Source organism: Candidatus Symbiopectobacterium endolongispinus (assembly GCF_018777385.1).
Classification (GTDB): Bacteria; Pseudomonadota; Gammaproteobacteria; order Enterobacterales; family Enterobacteriaceae; genus Symbiopectobacterium; species Symbiopectobacterium endolongispinus.
Genome location: NZ_JAFJYB010000001.1, coordinates 929,918 through 945,246, shown reverse-complemented (window position 1 = coordinate 945,246; position 15,329 = coordinate 929,918). Strand labels below are relative to the sequence as shown.

Sequence of the window (15,329 nt, the reverse complement as noted above, 5' to 3'; positions counted from 1 at the left end):
TAGCCTCTAATACGGGTACAATATGAACATTTATACTAGTATAGAATAGTGTTAGTTTGATTAACACGATTTGCGTTAACCAACGTATTGCTCACCAACACGGTCAAGAGAACATGAGTAATGGCTCACTGAGTGGTCCAAAAGCATTGGGGGCTTTTTTGCGTGCACAGCGTGAAATGCTCGCGCCGGAGAGAGTCGGGCTACCCATTGCAGGGCGGCGACGCACCAGCGGCTTGCGCCGTGAAGAGTTAGCGCAACTGAGCCGCATCAGCACCACTTGGTACACCTGTATAGAGCAGGGGCGTGAGGTCTCCGTCTCTCCTGCCGCGCTGTCACGGTTGGCACAAGCGCTGTTTCGCGGCTGGTTAGGTGAAGATCCTCAACCTAACTTGCTGCGCTTCATGTTTGTTCACCCGCTGGCAAAGCAACTGGTGGTGGATTGGCCCGAGCGCGCTCGCCATGTGGTGGCGGAGTTTCGTGCTGAATCTAGCCATTATTCCCATGAACTGATGCGTGAGCTGGTCATGCAATTATGTCGGGATAGTCGTGAGTTTGAACGCTGGTGGACACAACAAGCGGTGATGGCGCGCGAAGGCGGTGAGCGGCGCTTTCATCACGCCACCACAGGTCAGGAGATCACTTATCAGCAGCAGACTTTTCATCCGGCATTGCATCAGGAATTCAAATTGGTGATGTCGATTCCTGCTGATACCGGAGATGGGCCTACACCGCGTTAATCTTACTTGCATACTGTTTTTTGTTACTGTATTTTTGTGGGTCTTCCCCTATCATGGTGGGAGACTCATAACAACATGTTTAACCTGCCGTAATGGAACATCACTGCCACCTTAAAGCGTTCTTTGTTCCGGTATCCTCTGGACTTGATCCGCAGCAGCCTTATCTTGCTGTTTAGTGACTCTGCATTACCGTTTGATACCCTGTGTTTCATGGCATTCAGGATCCCGTACAGTCGTTTACGTAACGTCCGGGCGGCGCTGCTTAGTAGCGGGACACCAACGTCTTTTGCCATCCCTATCCATTCCAGCCACAGACGCCTGCTGTGTTCGTCATACCGGCGGTTCCAGAGTTCCCGGGCCAGCGCCTTCATTGCCCAGCAACGGCTGGTATCAGGCAGAACCATCTGCGCTGCTTCCAGTCTTTCTGCTATTCGACCATGACGTTTATGGCGACCGTACAACCACAGATAACGGGAACGATGTGCACTTTTTCGTGCCGGTAACGGGATGGTTTTCATCTCCAACTGTCGTGTTTTATCTACGACGGCACAGAGCATTTTCGCTACATGGAAGTGGTCGAACGCGATCTTCTCCACCGCGTTAGGCAGATGGAGCCGCGCTGCGCTTATATAGGATAGATTCATGTCCATCGACAGGGTTTTAATGGATTCAATCTGGCGGTCACCCAGACTCCGGAGATAGCCAGCAAGACTTTCAACTCCGCGATCATCTTTGAGTTCCAATGCCTGTCCTTGGGTATCAGAGATAACGGTGACGTACTGATGCCCCTTTTTGAAAGCGACCTCATCAACACAGAGATGACGTGCGGCCTGAGGTGTTTTTCGACGGGCCAGTCCACGCTTAACCGCCCGTTGCATAATATTATCGACAGCATTCCAGCTCAGCCTCAGCTGTTTCCTGACGGCATCCACGGTGCTGATTTTCAGCCATGAGATAACGAACGACTCGAACAACAGCGTATACCGGCTACCGGGGCCGGCCCATGGAACAGACAGCGTCTGGTAGCCATGCTCCGGGCACATAATACGGGGTACATCAGCTTCGACTATTGTCGCGAACTGACAGGTATCGAGATGGCGCCATTTACGATGTCGGTGATCGTGAATAGGACAAGATTTCCCGCAGGTTGGACAGGTTAACTGAGTGTTTTTCGCAATCTCAACTGTAACGGTAACAGAACCGGCATTTTCATCGAGAGAAAGAGACTTTACCTGCCACGGAATAGACAGGTTGAGGATATGAGCGTAGAGAGACTTTTCGTCCATGGTGGTGACCTCTGGCGATTTAATACGCCATTATCATGCCTTCAGCCACCACAACAAGGGAAGACCCACAGGACAATATCTTTCAAGCCGGGTTTGCAGCTGCTTAAGCGAGCTTATTGCCGATGAGATTACGTGGTATGGACCGCTGCGTGAGTTGATGGAAGATGAAAGTGTCAGTGACATTCTGGTTAATGGGCCTGAACGTATTTTTGTTGAGCGAGCGGGGAAATTGGAATTAGTCGATAAGCGTTTTATCAGCAACGAGCAGTTGATGGATATTGCCCGTCGACTGATTGCGCGGGTGGGGCGCCACGTTGATGACTCGCAACCGTTGGTCGATGCGCGCATGCCTGACGGTAGTCGCCTGAACGTGGTCATCGCGCCTGTTGCACTGGATGGTGCCTCGATCTCAATTCGTAAGTTTGGCTCCGGGCAGAGAACGCTGGCCAATCTGGTTGAGTACGGCAGTATGAATGAGATGATGGCTAATTTTCTGGTTATCGCGAGTCGCTGTCGCGTAAATATTATTGTCTCTGGCGGGACCGGGTCTGGGAAAACAACCCTGCTAAATGCCATGTCCCACTATATCGATGAAGGCGAGCGGGTACTGACGCTGGAAGATGCAGCTGAGTTGCGTTTACAGCAACCGCATGTTGTCAGGCTGGAAACCCGTATGGCCGGTGCCGAGAATCAAGGCCAGGTTACTATGTGCCATCTCGTCGTCAATGCACTGCGTATGAGGCCCGATCGCATTATTATCGGGGAGTGCCGGGGAGAAGAAGCGTTCGAAATGTTGCAGGCAATGAACACCGGCCATGATGGATCCATGTCAACCTTGCATGCCAACTCACCGCGTGATGCCTTAGCACGTCTTGAAAGTATGGTCATGATGTCAAGCGCGGCACTTCCCCTTGCAGCAATCCGCCGCAATATCGTATCGGCAATCCATATCGTTGTTCAGGTATCGCGCTTGCCTGATGGCTCACGAAAAGTCATTAACATTACAGAAGTAATGGGTATGGAAGGCGATAACATTATCTTGCAAGATATCTTCAGCTATTCCGCGCAGGCCGAACGCTCTGAAACGGGGGCAATTCAGGGAAGTTTTACCTCTTACGGTATATTACAGCGCTCAACCGTATACCAACAGGCAATAGTCCATGATATGCAAGAGCCTTTGAAGCAACTGTTCGGAAATAAATTACCATGATCTTTATCTTCATCAGCATGCTTCTACTTGGCTTGATCCAACTCGTGCTAGAGCATCGGAAGAAAAAAATATTCAACGCTTACGTCACGTTGCTACTGTACCGAGAACCAACAAGTTAACCTACCGACTTAAGCAGCATGCATTATGGCAATGTTTGGTGGCACTTTTCAGTTATATTTCTCGGTATTTGCTAGGTAAAGAGTATGACCTGGCGTTAAAAAATGGTTTGGTTGTCTTCACTGTTCAAGGGGTAAGTATTTATAGTAGCCAGGAGTATTTACATATTGATTTACTTATTGTATCGCCGCTTATGTTGTTGACATTGTATGTACTTTTCCAACGGAGTAAAAAAGCGGCGCGAGTAGCATTCGAAACCACATTTTCGGAGGCGTTGAATATTATTAACAGCGTTATTAGTGTTGTGAATTCAGTGATGCTCGGCATTGAACAGCGTGGTGAGAAAATTGCAGGTGTTGTTGGAGAAGAGTTTAGAAAAATATCTCAGCGTCTTGAAATTGGTGAGGATATTGAAAGTGTTTTGATGGAGTCGTATCGACGTTTACCTTATAGGGAGTATTATTTTTTTATTGTCACTGTTTTGGTGAATATGAAAGGGGGAGGGCAAATCAAAGACGTCATGACACGGTTAGCAACCATGATCTCTAATGGAAGAATTATTGATAGAAAAAAATTGGCCATGACATCTGAAGTAAGAATGTCTGTAAAAATATTAACGGGCATTCCGATTTTTTTCTTCTTTTTCATAAAATACAGTTCTCCAGACAGTTTTGCCATATTGCTTTATGATCCAATAGGTAAATTCATACTTTATTATGCGGTAGGTAGCATTTTCTCGGGGATTTTTATCCTTTAGTTAATGATGAATAAGTTATAGGTGAGTTATGTTTTATCTGTTTTCACTGCTCATGATGGTTCTGGACCTGGGTGGAATCCTTATCCATTTTTTAAAAGACAAGAATAAAAACAAAGCATTAATGTTGTTGAATGTATATAAACATTCACGGAATGATACTGAAAACCAGGATCACGCATCGCATGTTGAGAAGATTTTGATAAAATCAAGCCGTTTGATTTCGATTGCATCATTATTAGATAAAAATGTGATACTAAAAATGCTAACCGTCGTTACGCTTGGTGGAGTATTATTTTTACTGAACATAAGTGGTATCCTCCAGGTGTCAATGAATGTTTTACTCATTTGCTTTTTAATCCTGAGTGTATCGTCATTATTTTACCTGACGTGGTCAAAAAGCGTATTATCGTAAAACGGTTAAAAAGCATATCAAATGATTTACCTTTTATTATTGATATGATAGCGGTTTGTATTCAATCTGGAATGACGGTTGAAAAATCCATGCGATATATTAGTGATAACACTAAGCATGTTAATAAGGATATTGCCAAAATTCTGGAACGTGTCATGCTAAAAACAGAGGTTAGTGGAATCAATGCCGCGTTGGAACAACTTTATCAAGAGATAGCCAGTAATGAAGTGAGAATGTTCTGTACTACATTACAACAGAGCATAAATTTTGGCTCATCCATTTATAAAATGTTAATCGCTTTAGGTAAGGAAATTAGAGATATACAGTTACTCGATATGGAAGAAAAAGTGGCAAGCTTATCTACCAAAATGACCATGCCGATGATTGGCTTTATTATGTTTCCATTGTTGGCAATAATTGTCGGACCAGGTTTGATAGGGATGATGGCATTATAGGGAAGTTAGTTAATATTTTATTATTACTTTCAGTTTTTTTCTCGCAGGATGTGTAGCCAAAAGCGGAAATCACAATGCTATTGACGAGGAGCAGAAGGAGTTTATTCTTACCAAGATGAATGATTTTCAAGGGCTAATTAAGTTATATCGTGAAAAACTAAATCGAAAAGAGGATGCAAAAACACGGTATATTTTGGCAAGTCATTATCACTCTGCGATGGATTATGAATCATCAAGGTATTATTTAGCGCCTTTGCTGGTCGATAATCCCGATGAAGATATTCTGTTACTTGAAGGCAAGAATTTGCTGGAACAAGGACACATTGCTGAAGCGCTTGACAGAGTTAGGGCGGCTTTGAATAAAAACTTTGAAAATAGGGAAGCGTTAAACACGCAAGGCGTGTTGCTGGCTCAGCAGGGCAATTATCTTGCCGCCAAGGTATCGTTCGATAAAGCCCGAACGCATTTTGTTGATGAAGATAAAGTCATTAATAACCTCGCGATGCTGGCCATTATGCAAGAGGATTATCCTACCGCAAGGGGCTATCTGGCCCCCTTGTATGCGCGAGGGTATACGGGTAAAATCTATTACATAATTTAGTGTTTGTACTGGTGAAAATGCGGGATTTTGAGGGAGCAGAAGCGGTATTGCATCGAGCAAAGAACGTTGATATCCGTGATGGCTTGCTTGAATCGTTATCAAAAATCAAGCCCCGCTCTCAACGCCAGTTACAACAACGCGAATTGCTGGCTAAGCAAGATGTATCGATAAAGAAAGGCCAGGATGACGAAGGCGCTACGCCAACATTACCGTTATCGAAAGAACATAATAACGAGATTATTGCGGTCCGGGCGGGACAACATGAAAAATATTTCCGCATGGCAATGGAGTCACGGGAAAGAATAGCAGTTAAAGAACTTGGTGATAGGGCGTCGAACCAGATAGTCTATGAATTACAAGGCGTGACGGCGAGTGATGACATATTGCATATAGGAAACAACTTGATAGTAGACGGCAATGTAAAGTCAATTTCAATTGCACATAAAGATAAAAATACCATTTTAGTGAAGTTCTTATTAAAGAAAAAATGGATAAGTTGAAGGTATTTCACCTTGACACTGAGAAATCAGCACCTGAGAGATTAGTGTTTGATTTATATCACGGCTATTTTTATTGGGGATATTCTCTGAGTTGTATCATCAAACGGGTTTTTATTGTATTAGGTTGATTACTGGGTCGTCTGCTGATTCGTTACACCATACCATTCAGTGGATTATAAACGCTTCTGGCATTTTTAAGGGATGATGTAAAGTGAAAGTAGAAGGGATGCTGACAATTGCTATTAGTATAATATTGATGTTTGTCTGTTATACGGATATTCGTTGTCGGAAAATTACCAATGCGGCGACATTGCTCATTTTTTCTCTCTCACTTTTATTAGCCTTTCATCATCCTGAGGATCTTTCTTTAACAGTGCTGTTGCTATTGTTTTGTCTTGGTTTTGTTTTATCTATAGTCGGCATAATCGGTGCTGGCGATGTTAAACTGGTATGTGCATTATCAACGGGGCTTTCAACGACAGAGATAGGTAATTTTTTATTTTTGATGGGAATGGCGGGGATCCCACTCACGTTGCTTACGTGTTTATATTATAGACTGTTCTCAAGAAATGACGTCATCACTATACCCTACGGTATTGCTATTTACTCTGGTTATTGGCTGTTGTGGGCTGTGTAAGTAAAAGGAATAAAGAATTGAACAACAAAACAAATCATTCTATTTCATGGTATCGTTCTAGTAGCGTAAGTGCTGCGCTTGAGTTTTCTTTACTCTTTATCCCCTTTGTTATGGCATTTCTTTTTCTCGCAGAGCTGTGTCGGGTGGTTTATATTTCATCTGCCTTGGATTTGATTCTGGCTGAATCCAGCTATCGTACATCGCTTCGTCAGCCTGACAGCGATTATCACGCTTATTTTACGAAAGCCTTGAAAAAGCGTTTAGGTGTATGGCCATTATTTACCGGAAATATAGCGGTTCATGTCTCTGCGCGTTATTGTGATGATGTCACTGCGTTAATTGAGAATGGCAAACATTGCTCATCGATTCATGCAACTGGAAAACCGTGGGCACTGTATCACGTGAATACTCATTACCAGCCTCTCTTCTTTCTATTTCCGACAGTGATGGTTGAACAGCAATGGAAGAGAAAGGTTGCTTTTGTTCAGGAATTTCAGCGAGGAGAATTGTAATATGTCTTCGCTTTGCAGAAACGGAAAATTGCTGTCTGAGATAAAAAGTGAGAAAGGAAGCGTAGCGATTGAGTTTTTTTCTACTTTTTTCTATTGTACTGCTCTGTTTTTTTATTGGTTGATTACAGTCGATATTTTTAAACAAAGGCTATATGGAGCGTGTCAATCATTCTCTTACCACCGTGTTGCGTGAACACACTGCACTTTATCATGGGAAAGAGATCTTGACACAGGATGATGTTAATCAGTTAGATTTGCTGGCAAAGATGCTCTTGGCTGAATCTCGTATCGGGGAAAAGTATAATCTCTATGTGGATGCTATCTATTTTGATGAAGATGTAAAGTCAGAAAAAAAAGATAAAAGGTAAGCCCATATCGTTTACTGTAGTTCATGTAAAAGATGGTAATTGTCCAAAGTCAGAGTTTGCAAAGGATTTCACTAAACATATTCCGCTTTCCCCTTTTTCTCATGCTGATACTGGGTCGACGCGAACTGAGCATTGGCTACCTGTTTATCAAGTCACTATCTGTACTCAAAGTCAGTATAGTTTGTTAATGAAAATATTACGTGCTATTGGACCATCTGTAGGAAATATCTCTGTGAGTAATGCGGTAATCCCTCGGTGAGTTTTTGGAGTTCGATAATTATTTCAGGGAGCGTCATGAAGATAAAATATGCTGTTGATTTCTTTCTGTTGGTATTCCGCAGAGAGTCTGGGGCAATGGCATTGCCGTTTGCTATTATGTTTCCAATATTATTGATGTTTTTTTCTTTTGCACTTGATGGGGCGCATTTCCAGTCAAACCGTGCCCGATTGGCAGATGCGATGAATCAGGTGGTATTAGCCATTGCGATAAACGATCGCTGTGATTACGTCGCGGATAAAGAATGTGCTGTTAAGCATGGAAACAAAGAAGCCAATGAAAAGGTTCTGAGCCACTATCTGAATTATTATCTGCCCTATGTGACGTTTACTGATAATGGTCTTGACGTTATTGTCAGTATGAACCGTGATAATTCAGAAAAATTAACCTCAATTGATTATAATGCATCTGGGATTGCGACATTACATCCCATCTTAAAAAAATATAATGAGTTTGGATTTAATGATGATATTCATATACATGCAGATAGTTCTGCTGGCACGGTAAGAAAATCTATGGAACAAAAAAATATCCCTACGGATTTCGTTTTTATTGTAGACGTTTCTGGCTCAATGGGCGAGGATATTAATGGGTTAGAGCCTGATATTAAAGGCGGTATCAAATATGATATTTTGAAAGATGTGGTAGTGGATTTCTCTCAAACTATTCTTAATGGTAATGAGAAAAACACCATTGGCATTGTTCCTTTTAATATTGGTGTTCCAGTTAAATTGAGTAAAATGACCTTTTTGGTGGAAAAGAAATTGGCTGTTCTTTTGTCGGTAAACTTAAAAAAGAGTATGCGAAGGTTAGCAATAAAAGATTGATTTTAACTTTTGGTATAACAAAAACTTCAATGAGAATAATAAGAGTTTCGACCAACAGGATGAGGTAATCACCTCTTATTATAAATCAATCATCTCACCTGTTTTGGGACTCACCATGGAGCAAATGGTTAATGATAAAAAGTGGTGCGCTGAAATTTCTAAGATAAATGGTTCTTACAGTCGTGATGCTGATCCTCGTGCTAATTTGCGGGCGCATCCTGAAGAATTTACTCTTCATTATAATAATGCTAAGAAATTACCCACATCAGCAAAACAACATTTAAATGTTGATACTATTGATTTCGATGAAACTTTGAAGGATGACTATTTGTTTTCTGATAAGTCAGTTGCTACTTATACCTACTTTCCTTATCACGAGCACGATAGCATGTTTTATAACATGTGTATTGGTTCTGTGCGAGGGGGGTAAAGTCAATACTTGAGTCTCAAGTATTGACGATAACTGATTTTGCTGGGTTGCCGCGAGACAGTGAATCTCCAAACTCTTATTTAATTGAATTGACCTCTAATGCTGGCATTATCTCTCACTTTAAGGAAATGACGGTTCTTGGCGGAGGCACTGATAGTAGAAGTGGTTTGTTACGATCGCTACCTGTTATTGCTAAGGGTAACAACCCTAAAAAAGTCATTATCATGGTTACTGATGGGGAAGATAGCCGTGGACCGAAAAAGTTGGCTACAGCTCTTCATAAGGAATACCATATTTGCAAACGAATAAAAGAAGGTTTATTAAATCACAACAAAATTCATAAGACAGTGGGGGTGGATATATTTTTTATTTCCTTAGCTAAGAACGGGATTGATGGTGACAATGTTAAGTTTTGGCGGGAATTCTGTGTTGGAGACGATAATGCTTTTGTTGTGAGTGATTATCTAAGTCTGGTTAATATACTGGCAAAAATATCTAAAAAAGAAAAAATAAACTTTATCGATAAAAGTGGTTTTTAATTGATAGGCTTAGTCCGTATTTGGGAGGGATATGAGAACAATAGTAATTGCAGATACACTCTATTATCGTTATATAGGGTTGAGCGATCTTTTTTATAAAAAGTTCGACGGCAATCCTGATGTGGATGTGTTCGATCACTACAACGAGAAAAAGCTAACGAGTAGGGGAGAATACCGTAATGCGCTGGTCATTGGTAATCAAACCTTTCATTAAATGGAGAGAACTAATCGATTATTACACGCCAATAACAGCGATATAATTGTTTATCGTATTTTTTCCGATATGATCAAACTACGACGCTTGAAGCGACATTTGGTACTGAGTCCTTATTGTATCGTGGTGTCTTCAGATATTGCTAATCGTGATTTATTTATGCTAAGCCATTCATGGCTGGGGTGTTTAGACAAAGAGAAATTCGCCTATGTCAGGTTTAATTCACACGAGCGACAACTGTTACAGTATTGGGAGGAGATAACACATGGTCATATTCCTGCTGGGCTTAAGAATATAGCCTACTCCGTTATTAGTCGTTTAAAGCGAAAGATGGATATTCGCAGCGAATACTCTCTTTATTTGCTGTGGCGGATAACGCATCTGGGGATTTTTTCTTTGAACAATTTTTCAATGGGCAGTAACCGCAACCGGGTCAGAGCGCCTGTACCGCGTAAACTGTTGGCTACGCCCTCAATTCCCCACGGCTATTTTTTTCTGCGCTGAGTCTGTTGCATCGTCTGAAGGGATGGGGAGCCTGGGGAGCGGCGCTCCCCAGGCCGCGTTCTGTCGCTTAGAAATCCCAGTCATCATCTTCGGTATTAACCGCCTTACCGATGACGTATGAAGAGCCTGAACCGGAGAAGAAATCGTGATTTTCGTCCGCGTTGGGTGACAATGCGGAAAGGATTGCCGGATTGACATCGGTCATGTTGGCAGGGAACAACGCTTCATAACCAAGGTTCATCAATGCTTTATTGGCGTTGTAATGCAGAAACTTTTTCACATCTTCCGTCCAGCCCACACCGTCGTACAGCGCTTCGGTGTAGAGAATTTCATTGTCATAGAGATCCTGCATTAAATCGAAGGCGTAGTCCTTTATCTGTTGTTGCCGCACAGCGTCAACGTTGGCGAGACCCTGCTGGAATTTATAGCCAATATAATACTCGTGCACGGCTTCATCACGGATAATCAGGCGAATCAGATCGGCGGTGTTGGTCAGCTTAGCGCGGCTGGACCAGTACATCGGCAGATAAAAGCCGGAATAGAACAGAAAAGATTCGAGAAATACGCTGGCGACCTTTTTCATCAGGGGATCGCTGCTGCGGTATTGTTCAAGAATCAGTGTGGCTTTTTTTTGCAACGTGGCGTTTTCTTCACTCCAGCGATAGGCATCATCTACTTCGCTGGTGAGACAGAGCGTCGAAAAAATCGAACTGTATGAACGGGCGTGTACCGCTTCCATAAAGCTGATGTTTGACAGTACTGCTTCTTCATGCGGCGTGACGGCGTCTGGCATCAAGGTAGGGGCACCCACGGTGTTTTGTATGGTGTCCAGCAGTGTAAGGCCAGTAAAAACGCGGATGGTTAACTGGCGCTCTTGGGGGGGGTAACGTGCTCCAGGAGGGAATGTCGTTCGACAGCGGCACTTTCTCCGGCAGCCAGAAGTTACTGGTCAGACGATTCCACACTTCCAAATCCTTGTCGTCTTCGATTTTGTTCCAGTTGATCGCTTTTACACGTGTGAGCAGAGTCATCGTTAAATTCCTTCGAGAAACCTATCAGAGCGCACAGGAGACACAGCCTTGCACTTCGGCGCCTTCCAGCGCCATCTGGCGTATGCGCACGTAATAAATGGTTTTAATGCCTTTTTTCCAGGCATAAATCTGTGCCTTATTGATATCCCGTGTGGTGGCGGTATCGCGGAAAAACAGGGTTAACGACAGCCCTTGATCGACGTGCTGGGTGGCGGCAGCATAGGTGTCGATGATTTTTTCCGGACCTATCTCGTAAGCATCCTGGTAGTAATCCAGGTTGGCATTAGTCATGTAGGGGGCAGGGTAGTAAACGCGCCCAATCTTGCCTTCTTTGCGGATCTCGATACGTGACACGATGGGGTGAATGCTGGAAGTTACATGGTTTATGTAAGGGATCGATCCGGTTGGCGGCACCGCTTGTAAGTTTTGGTTATACAGCCCGTGCGCCATCACGGAATCGCGTAACTCGGTCCATGCTTGCTGTGAAGGAATAACAATCTGCGCCGCCTCGAACATTTCACGCACGCGTCCCGTTTCCGGCTGCCAGGTGCGTTCGATGTATTTGGCAAAATAGTCGCCGGACGCATAGGTCGATTGTGCAAACCCAGCAAAGGTGCGCCCACGCTCAATCGCCAGTTGGTTAGAGGCGCGCAGTGCGTGATATGCCACGGTGTAGAAGTAGATGTTGGTAAAATCGATGCCTTCCGGTGAGCCATAAAAAATCCGTTCCCGAGCCAGATAACCGTGTAGGTTCATTTGTCCGAGGCCAATGGCATGGGAGTCATCATTGCCTTTGGCGATGGAAGGCACAGAAGCGATGTGGCTCATGTCAGAGACCGCTGTCAATGCGCGAATTGCGGTTTCCACCGTATTGCCGAAATCAGGTGAATCCATGGTTTTGGCGATGTTCAACGATCCCAGATTACACGATATATCTTTTCCGATGTGGCGATAGCCTAAGTCGTCATCGTAAAGGCTGGCTTCGTTGACCTGAAGGATCTCCGAGCACAGGTTACTCATAGTGATTCGGCCATGAATCGGGTTGGCGCGATTCACCGTATCTTCAAACATCATGTAGGGGTAGCCAGACTCAAACTGTATTTCGGCCAGAATCTGGAAGAACTCGCGCGCCTTGATCTGTGATTTGCGGATGCGTTTATTGTTTACCATCTCATGGTACTTCTCGCTCACGCTGATTTCCGAGAAGGGCAGGCCATACACCTGTTCCACATCGTAGGGAGAGAACAGGTACATCACCTGGTTGGTTTTCGCCAATTGGAAGGTGATATCCGGGATCACGACGCCAAGAGAGAGCGTTTTAATCCGGATTTTCTCATCGGCGTTTTCACGCTTGGTATAGAGAAAACGCAAAATGTCGGGATGGTGCGCATTGAGGTAGACAGCACCAGCGCCTTGCCGTTCGCCCAACTGGTTGGCATAGGAAAAAGCATCTTCCAGCATCTTCATGATGGGGATGATACCGGAAGACTGGTTTTCAATACGTTTGATCGGTGCGCCAGTTTCACGGATGTTGGTCAAGGTAAAGGCAAAGCCGCCGCCACGCTTGGAGAGTTGCAACGCTGAGTTGATGGCGCGCCCGATAGATTCCATGTTGTCTTCAATACGCAACAGAAAACAGGAGACCAACTCACCGCGCTGTTTTTTACCGCAGTTGAGAAAGGTTGGCGTCGCGGGTTGAAAGCGGCCGCTGATGATCTCATCGACCAGTGTGCTGGCAAGTTGGGTATTGCCCTTGGCCAACGCCAAAGCAACCAGACAGACACGGTCCTCATAGCGTTCCAGATAGCGTTTGCCATCAAAGGTTTTCAGCGTATAGCTGGTGTAATATTTGAACGCGCCAAGGAAGGTTTGGAAACGGAATTTGTGCGCACAGGCCTGCTGAAACAGGCTCTTGATAAAGCTGAATTGATACTGCTCCAATACCTCAGCTTCATAGTAACCTTCTTCTACCAGATAGCGCAGTTTCTCCTCCAGATTGTGGAAGAACAACGTATTCTGGTTTACGTGCTGAAGGAAATAGCGTCGTGCCGCCAGCCGGTCTTTTTCAAACTGAATGTGCCAGTCAGCGTCATAGAGATTCAGCATGGCATTGAGCGCATGGTAATCAAGCGCGTTGTCGCTTTTTCCCTGCGCGGGTGTATTGATTACGGATGTTGTTGCCAAAATTTGGTTACTCCTTTGCGCACATTGATGACATCTTCCGGTGTGCCGAGCAGTTCAAAACGATACAAGTACGGCACTTTGCATTTCTGCGCGATAATGTCGCCAGCCAGACAATACGCGGTGCCGAAGTTCATATTGCCTGCTGCAATCACGCCGCGCAGACCGGCCCGGTTGTTGGCGTCGTTGAGGAAGCGAATGACCTGGTGCGGCACGGCACCTTTGCTGCTTCCTCCGCCGTTGCTGGGCACAACCAGAATGAACGGTTGCGCCACGTTGAGTACCGGCTGGTCTTCTGCTATCGGAATGCGCAGGGCGGGCAGACCCACACGAGCGATAAACCGATGTGTGTTTTCCGATTGGCTGGAAAAATAGACCAGTGGATTCATTGCGCTCCCTTACTGCAACTGCGCTGAGCGCAATGCGCCGAGTTTATCCGGGCGAAAACCGCTCCAGTGGTCGTCCTCTGCCATAACGACCGGTACCTGTTGATAGCCCAATGCCCTTACCCGCTGTAATGCCTACTCATCTTCTGTCAGGTCGATAAGCTGATAGGCGATACCTTGTTTATCCAAAGCACGGCACGTCGCATTGCACTGAACACAGTGCGGTTTAGTGAAAATAGTAATGCTCATGATTCGTATTTACCTTTTGAGTTAAAGTCAGTATGGTAAAGCGGCCTTGTGACACCATTCCGCTACCGCCTTTCTGCGAAACGCGCCTCATCGATAACCGTGGCGTGTTTAAATACTAGATGTAGATGTTTTTAATTTCAACCATACAATATATGGTACTTAGTGTGGACTCATTGAGGCGGAGATCGGAATGGCGGAAGAAGACAGTGCTACCAAGGGGGAAACGGGGGCGTGGTTGAGAATAAAAAAAACGGGCCGCTGTGGGTCCGCAGGTACGTCATCTACAAAACCGGAAGATTCCTACCGTAGTAGATCTCTCGCATTTCATGATAGGGCAGATCGGTGATCCTTTTGCGCTCCACCGATTCCAGATTTTCCGGCGCGGCGTTGAACAGATAGTGCCGCAGATCGAAATCCTTGAGCAGCATTTTGGTGTGAAACATATTCTCCTGATACACATTCACGTCCATCAGGTGATACAGCGACTTCATATCTTCCGACATAAAGTTCTGAATGGAATTGATTTGATGGTCGATGAAATGTTTTACCCGTTGATATCACGCGTGAAACCGCGCACGCGATAGTCAATGGTGACAATATCGGATTCCAACTGGTGAATAAGGTAATTCAGTGCTTTTAGCGGGGAAATCACGCCGCAGGTTGACACTTCAATATCGGCGCGAAAGGTGCACAGGCCGCCCTCGGGATGGCTTTCCGGGTAGGTTTGTACACAAATATGGCTCTTGTCCAGATGCGCAACCACGGAATGGGGCAGTGGTCCGGGAAGTTCTGAGTTATCGACATCGCGCGGATCCATCGGCTCTTCGCTGACCAGAATAGTCACGCTGGCGCCCTGAGGATCGTAGTCTTGCCGCGCGATGTTCAAAATATTGGCACCAATGATCGTACAGGTTTCCGTGAGGATCTCTGTCAAACAATTGGCGTTGTACTGTTCGTCAATATAGGCGATATAGCCGTCGCGATCGTCAGCGGTTTTGGCATAGCAGATATCGTAGATACAAAAACTCAGGCTTTTGGTCAGGTTGTTAAAGCCGTGCAGTTTCAGCTTGTACAATTTTCGTCACCCCCTTATGGCTGT

Annotated in this window: 15 protein-coding genes and 3 pseudogenes; 12 read left to right on the top strand and 6 right to left on the bottom strand. The window is 44.8% G+C overall.

Annotated elements, in window-relative coordinates; genetic code table 11:
- Positions 1-113 precede the first annotated feature (113 nt).
- Complete coding sequence (locus tag JZM30_RS04800) at positions 114-737, top strand: helix-turn-helix transcriptional regulator (protein ID WP_252317998.1); 624 nt, start codon at positions 114-116, stop codon at positions 735-737.
- A gap of 65 nt (positions 738-802) precedes the next feature.
- Here JZM30_RS04800 and JZM30_RS04795 read toward each other — a convergent pair whose 3' ends face one another.
- Positions 803-2,023, bottom strand: a complete 1,221-nt coding sequence (locus JZM30_RS04795; protein ID WP_252317149.1) for an ISL3 family transposase — start codon at positions 2,021-2,023, stop codon at positions 803-805.
- Between JZM30_RS04795 and JZM30_RS04790 the strand changes: the two genes are divergently transcribed.
- From JZM30_RS04790 to JZM30_RS04740, 11 genes are all read left to right on the top strand, one after another.
- Positions 2,022-3,233 (top strand): TadA family conjugal transfer-associated ATPase, encoded by a 1,212-nt coding sequence (locus JZM30_RS04790; RefSeq protein WP_438801464.1) that lies wholly within the window; start codon positions 2,022-2,024, stop codon positions 3,231-3,233. The genes JZM30_RS04795 and JZM30_RS04790 overlap by 2 nt on opposite strands.
- Positions 3,234-3,390: 157 nt before the next feature.
- Positions 3,391-4,107, top strand: a complete 717-nt coding sequence (locus JZM30_RS23840) for a type II secretion system F family protein (RefSeq protein ID WP_252317761.1) — start codon at positions 3,391-3,393, stop codon at positions 4,105-4,107.
- A gap of 345 nt (positions 4,108-4,452) precedes the next feature.
- Complete coding sequence (locus tag JZM30_RS04780) at positions 4,453-4,974, top strand: type II secretion system F family protein (RefSeq protein WP_252317760.1); 522 nt, start codon at positions 4,453-4,455, stop codon at positions 4,972-4,974.
- 115 nt (positions 4,975-5,089) lie between these two features.
- On the top strand, positions 5,090-5,575 hold the full coding sequence (locus tag JZM30_RS04775) for a tetratricopeptide repeat protein (protein WP_252317759.1): 486 nt from the start codon (positions 5,090-5,092) through the stop codon (positions 5,573-5,575).
- A gap of 17 nt (positions 5,576-5,592) precedes the next feature.
- Positions 5,593-6,075, top strand: a complete 483-nt coding sequence (locus JZM30_RS04770; protein WP_252317758.1) for a hypothetical protein — start codon at positions 5,593-5,595, stop codon at positions 6,073-6,075.
- A gap of 211 nt (positions 6,076-6,286) precedes the next feature.
- Entirely contained in the window at positions 6,287-6,712 is a 426-nt protein-coding gene (locus tag JZM30_RS04765) for a prepilin peptidase (protein ID WP_252317757.1), read from the top strand.
- Between the two features lie 17 nt (positions 6,713-6,729).
- Positions 6,730-7,224, top strand: a complete 495-nt coding sequence (locus JZM30_RS04760) for a TadE family protein (protein WP_252317756.1) — start codon at positions 6,730-6,732, stop codon at positions 7,222-7,224.
- 131 nt (positions 7,225-7,355) lie between these two features.
- Positions 7,356-7,592: a tight adherence pilus pseudopilin TadF gene (gene tadF / locus JZM30_RS04755; RefSeq protein WP_291831411.1), complete on the top strand. Its 237-nt coding sequence runs from the start codon at positions 7,356-7,358 to the stop codon at positions 7,590-7,592.
- A gap of 294 nt (positions 7,593-7,886) precedes the next feature.
- Entirely contained in the window at positions 7,887-8,696 is an 810-nt protein-coding gene (locus JZM30_RS04750) for a TadE/TadG family type IV pilus assembly protein (RefSeq protein ID WP_252317754.1), read from the top strand.
- 115 nt (positions 8,697-8,811) lie between these two features.
- The gene (locus JZM30_RS04745) at positions 8,812-9,126 is read left to right on the top strand and encodes a hypothetical protein (RefSeq protein WP_252317753.1); all 315 of its coding nucleotides are present in this window, start codon (positions 8,812-8,814) and stop codon (positions 9,124-9,126) included.
- A gap of 23 nt (positions 9,127-9,149) precedes the next feature.
- Positions 9,150-9,665, top strand: coding sequence for a vWA domain-containing protein (locus JZM30_RS04740; protein WP_252317752.1), 516 nt, complete (start codon positions 9,150-9,152; stop codon positions 9,663-9,665).
- 785 nt (positions 9,666-10,450) lie between these two features.
- Here JZM30_RS04740 and nrdF read toward each other — a convergent pair.
- The 5 genes and pseudogenes from nrdF to speD form a co-directional block, all read right to left on the bottom strand.
- Positions 10,451-11,414 (bottom strand): annotated as a pseudogene (gene nrdF, locus JZM30_RS04735) (class 1b ribonucleoside-diphosphate reductase subunit beta).
- A gap of 24 nt (positions 11,415-11,438) precedes the next feature.
- The gene (gene nrdE, locus JZM30_RS04730; protein WP_438801472.1) at positions 11,439-13,580 is read right to left on the bottom strand and encodes a class 1b ribonucleoside-diphosphate reductase subunit alpha; all 2,142 of its coding nucleotides are present in this window, start codon (positions 13,578-13,580) and stop codon (positions 11,439-11,441) included.
- Positions 13,580-13,984: a class Ib ribonucleoside-diphosphate reductase assembly flavoprotein NrdI gene (gene nrdI, locus JZM30_RS04725; protein ID WP_252317750.1), complete on the bottom strand. Its 405-nt coding sequence runs from the start codon at positions 13,982-13,984 to the stop codon at positions 13,580-13,582. The genes nrdE and nrdI overlap by 1 nt, the downstream gene beginning before the upstream one ends.
- A 9-nt stretch (positions 13,985-13,993) precedes the next feature.
- Positions 13,994-14,230 (bottom strand): annotated as a pseudogene (gene nrdH / locus JZM30_RS04720) (glutaredoxin-like protein NrdH).
- A 281-nt stretch (positions 14,231-14,511) separates the two neighbouring features.
- A pseudogene (gene speD, locus JZM30_RS04715) lies at positions 14,512-15,305 on the bottom strand (adenosylmethionine decarboxylase).
- Positions 15,306-15,329: the final 24 nt, after the last annotated feature.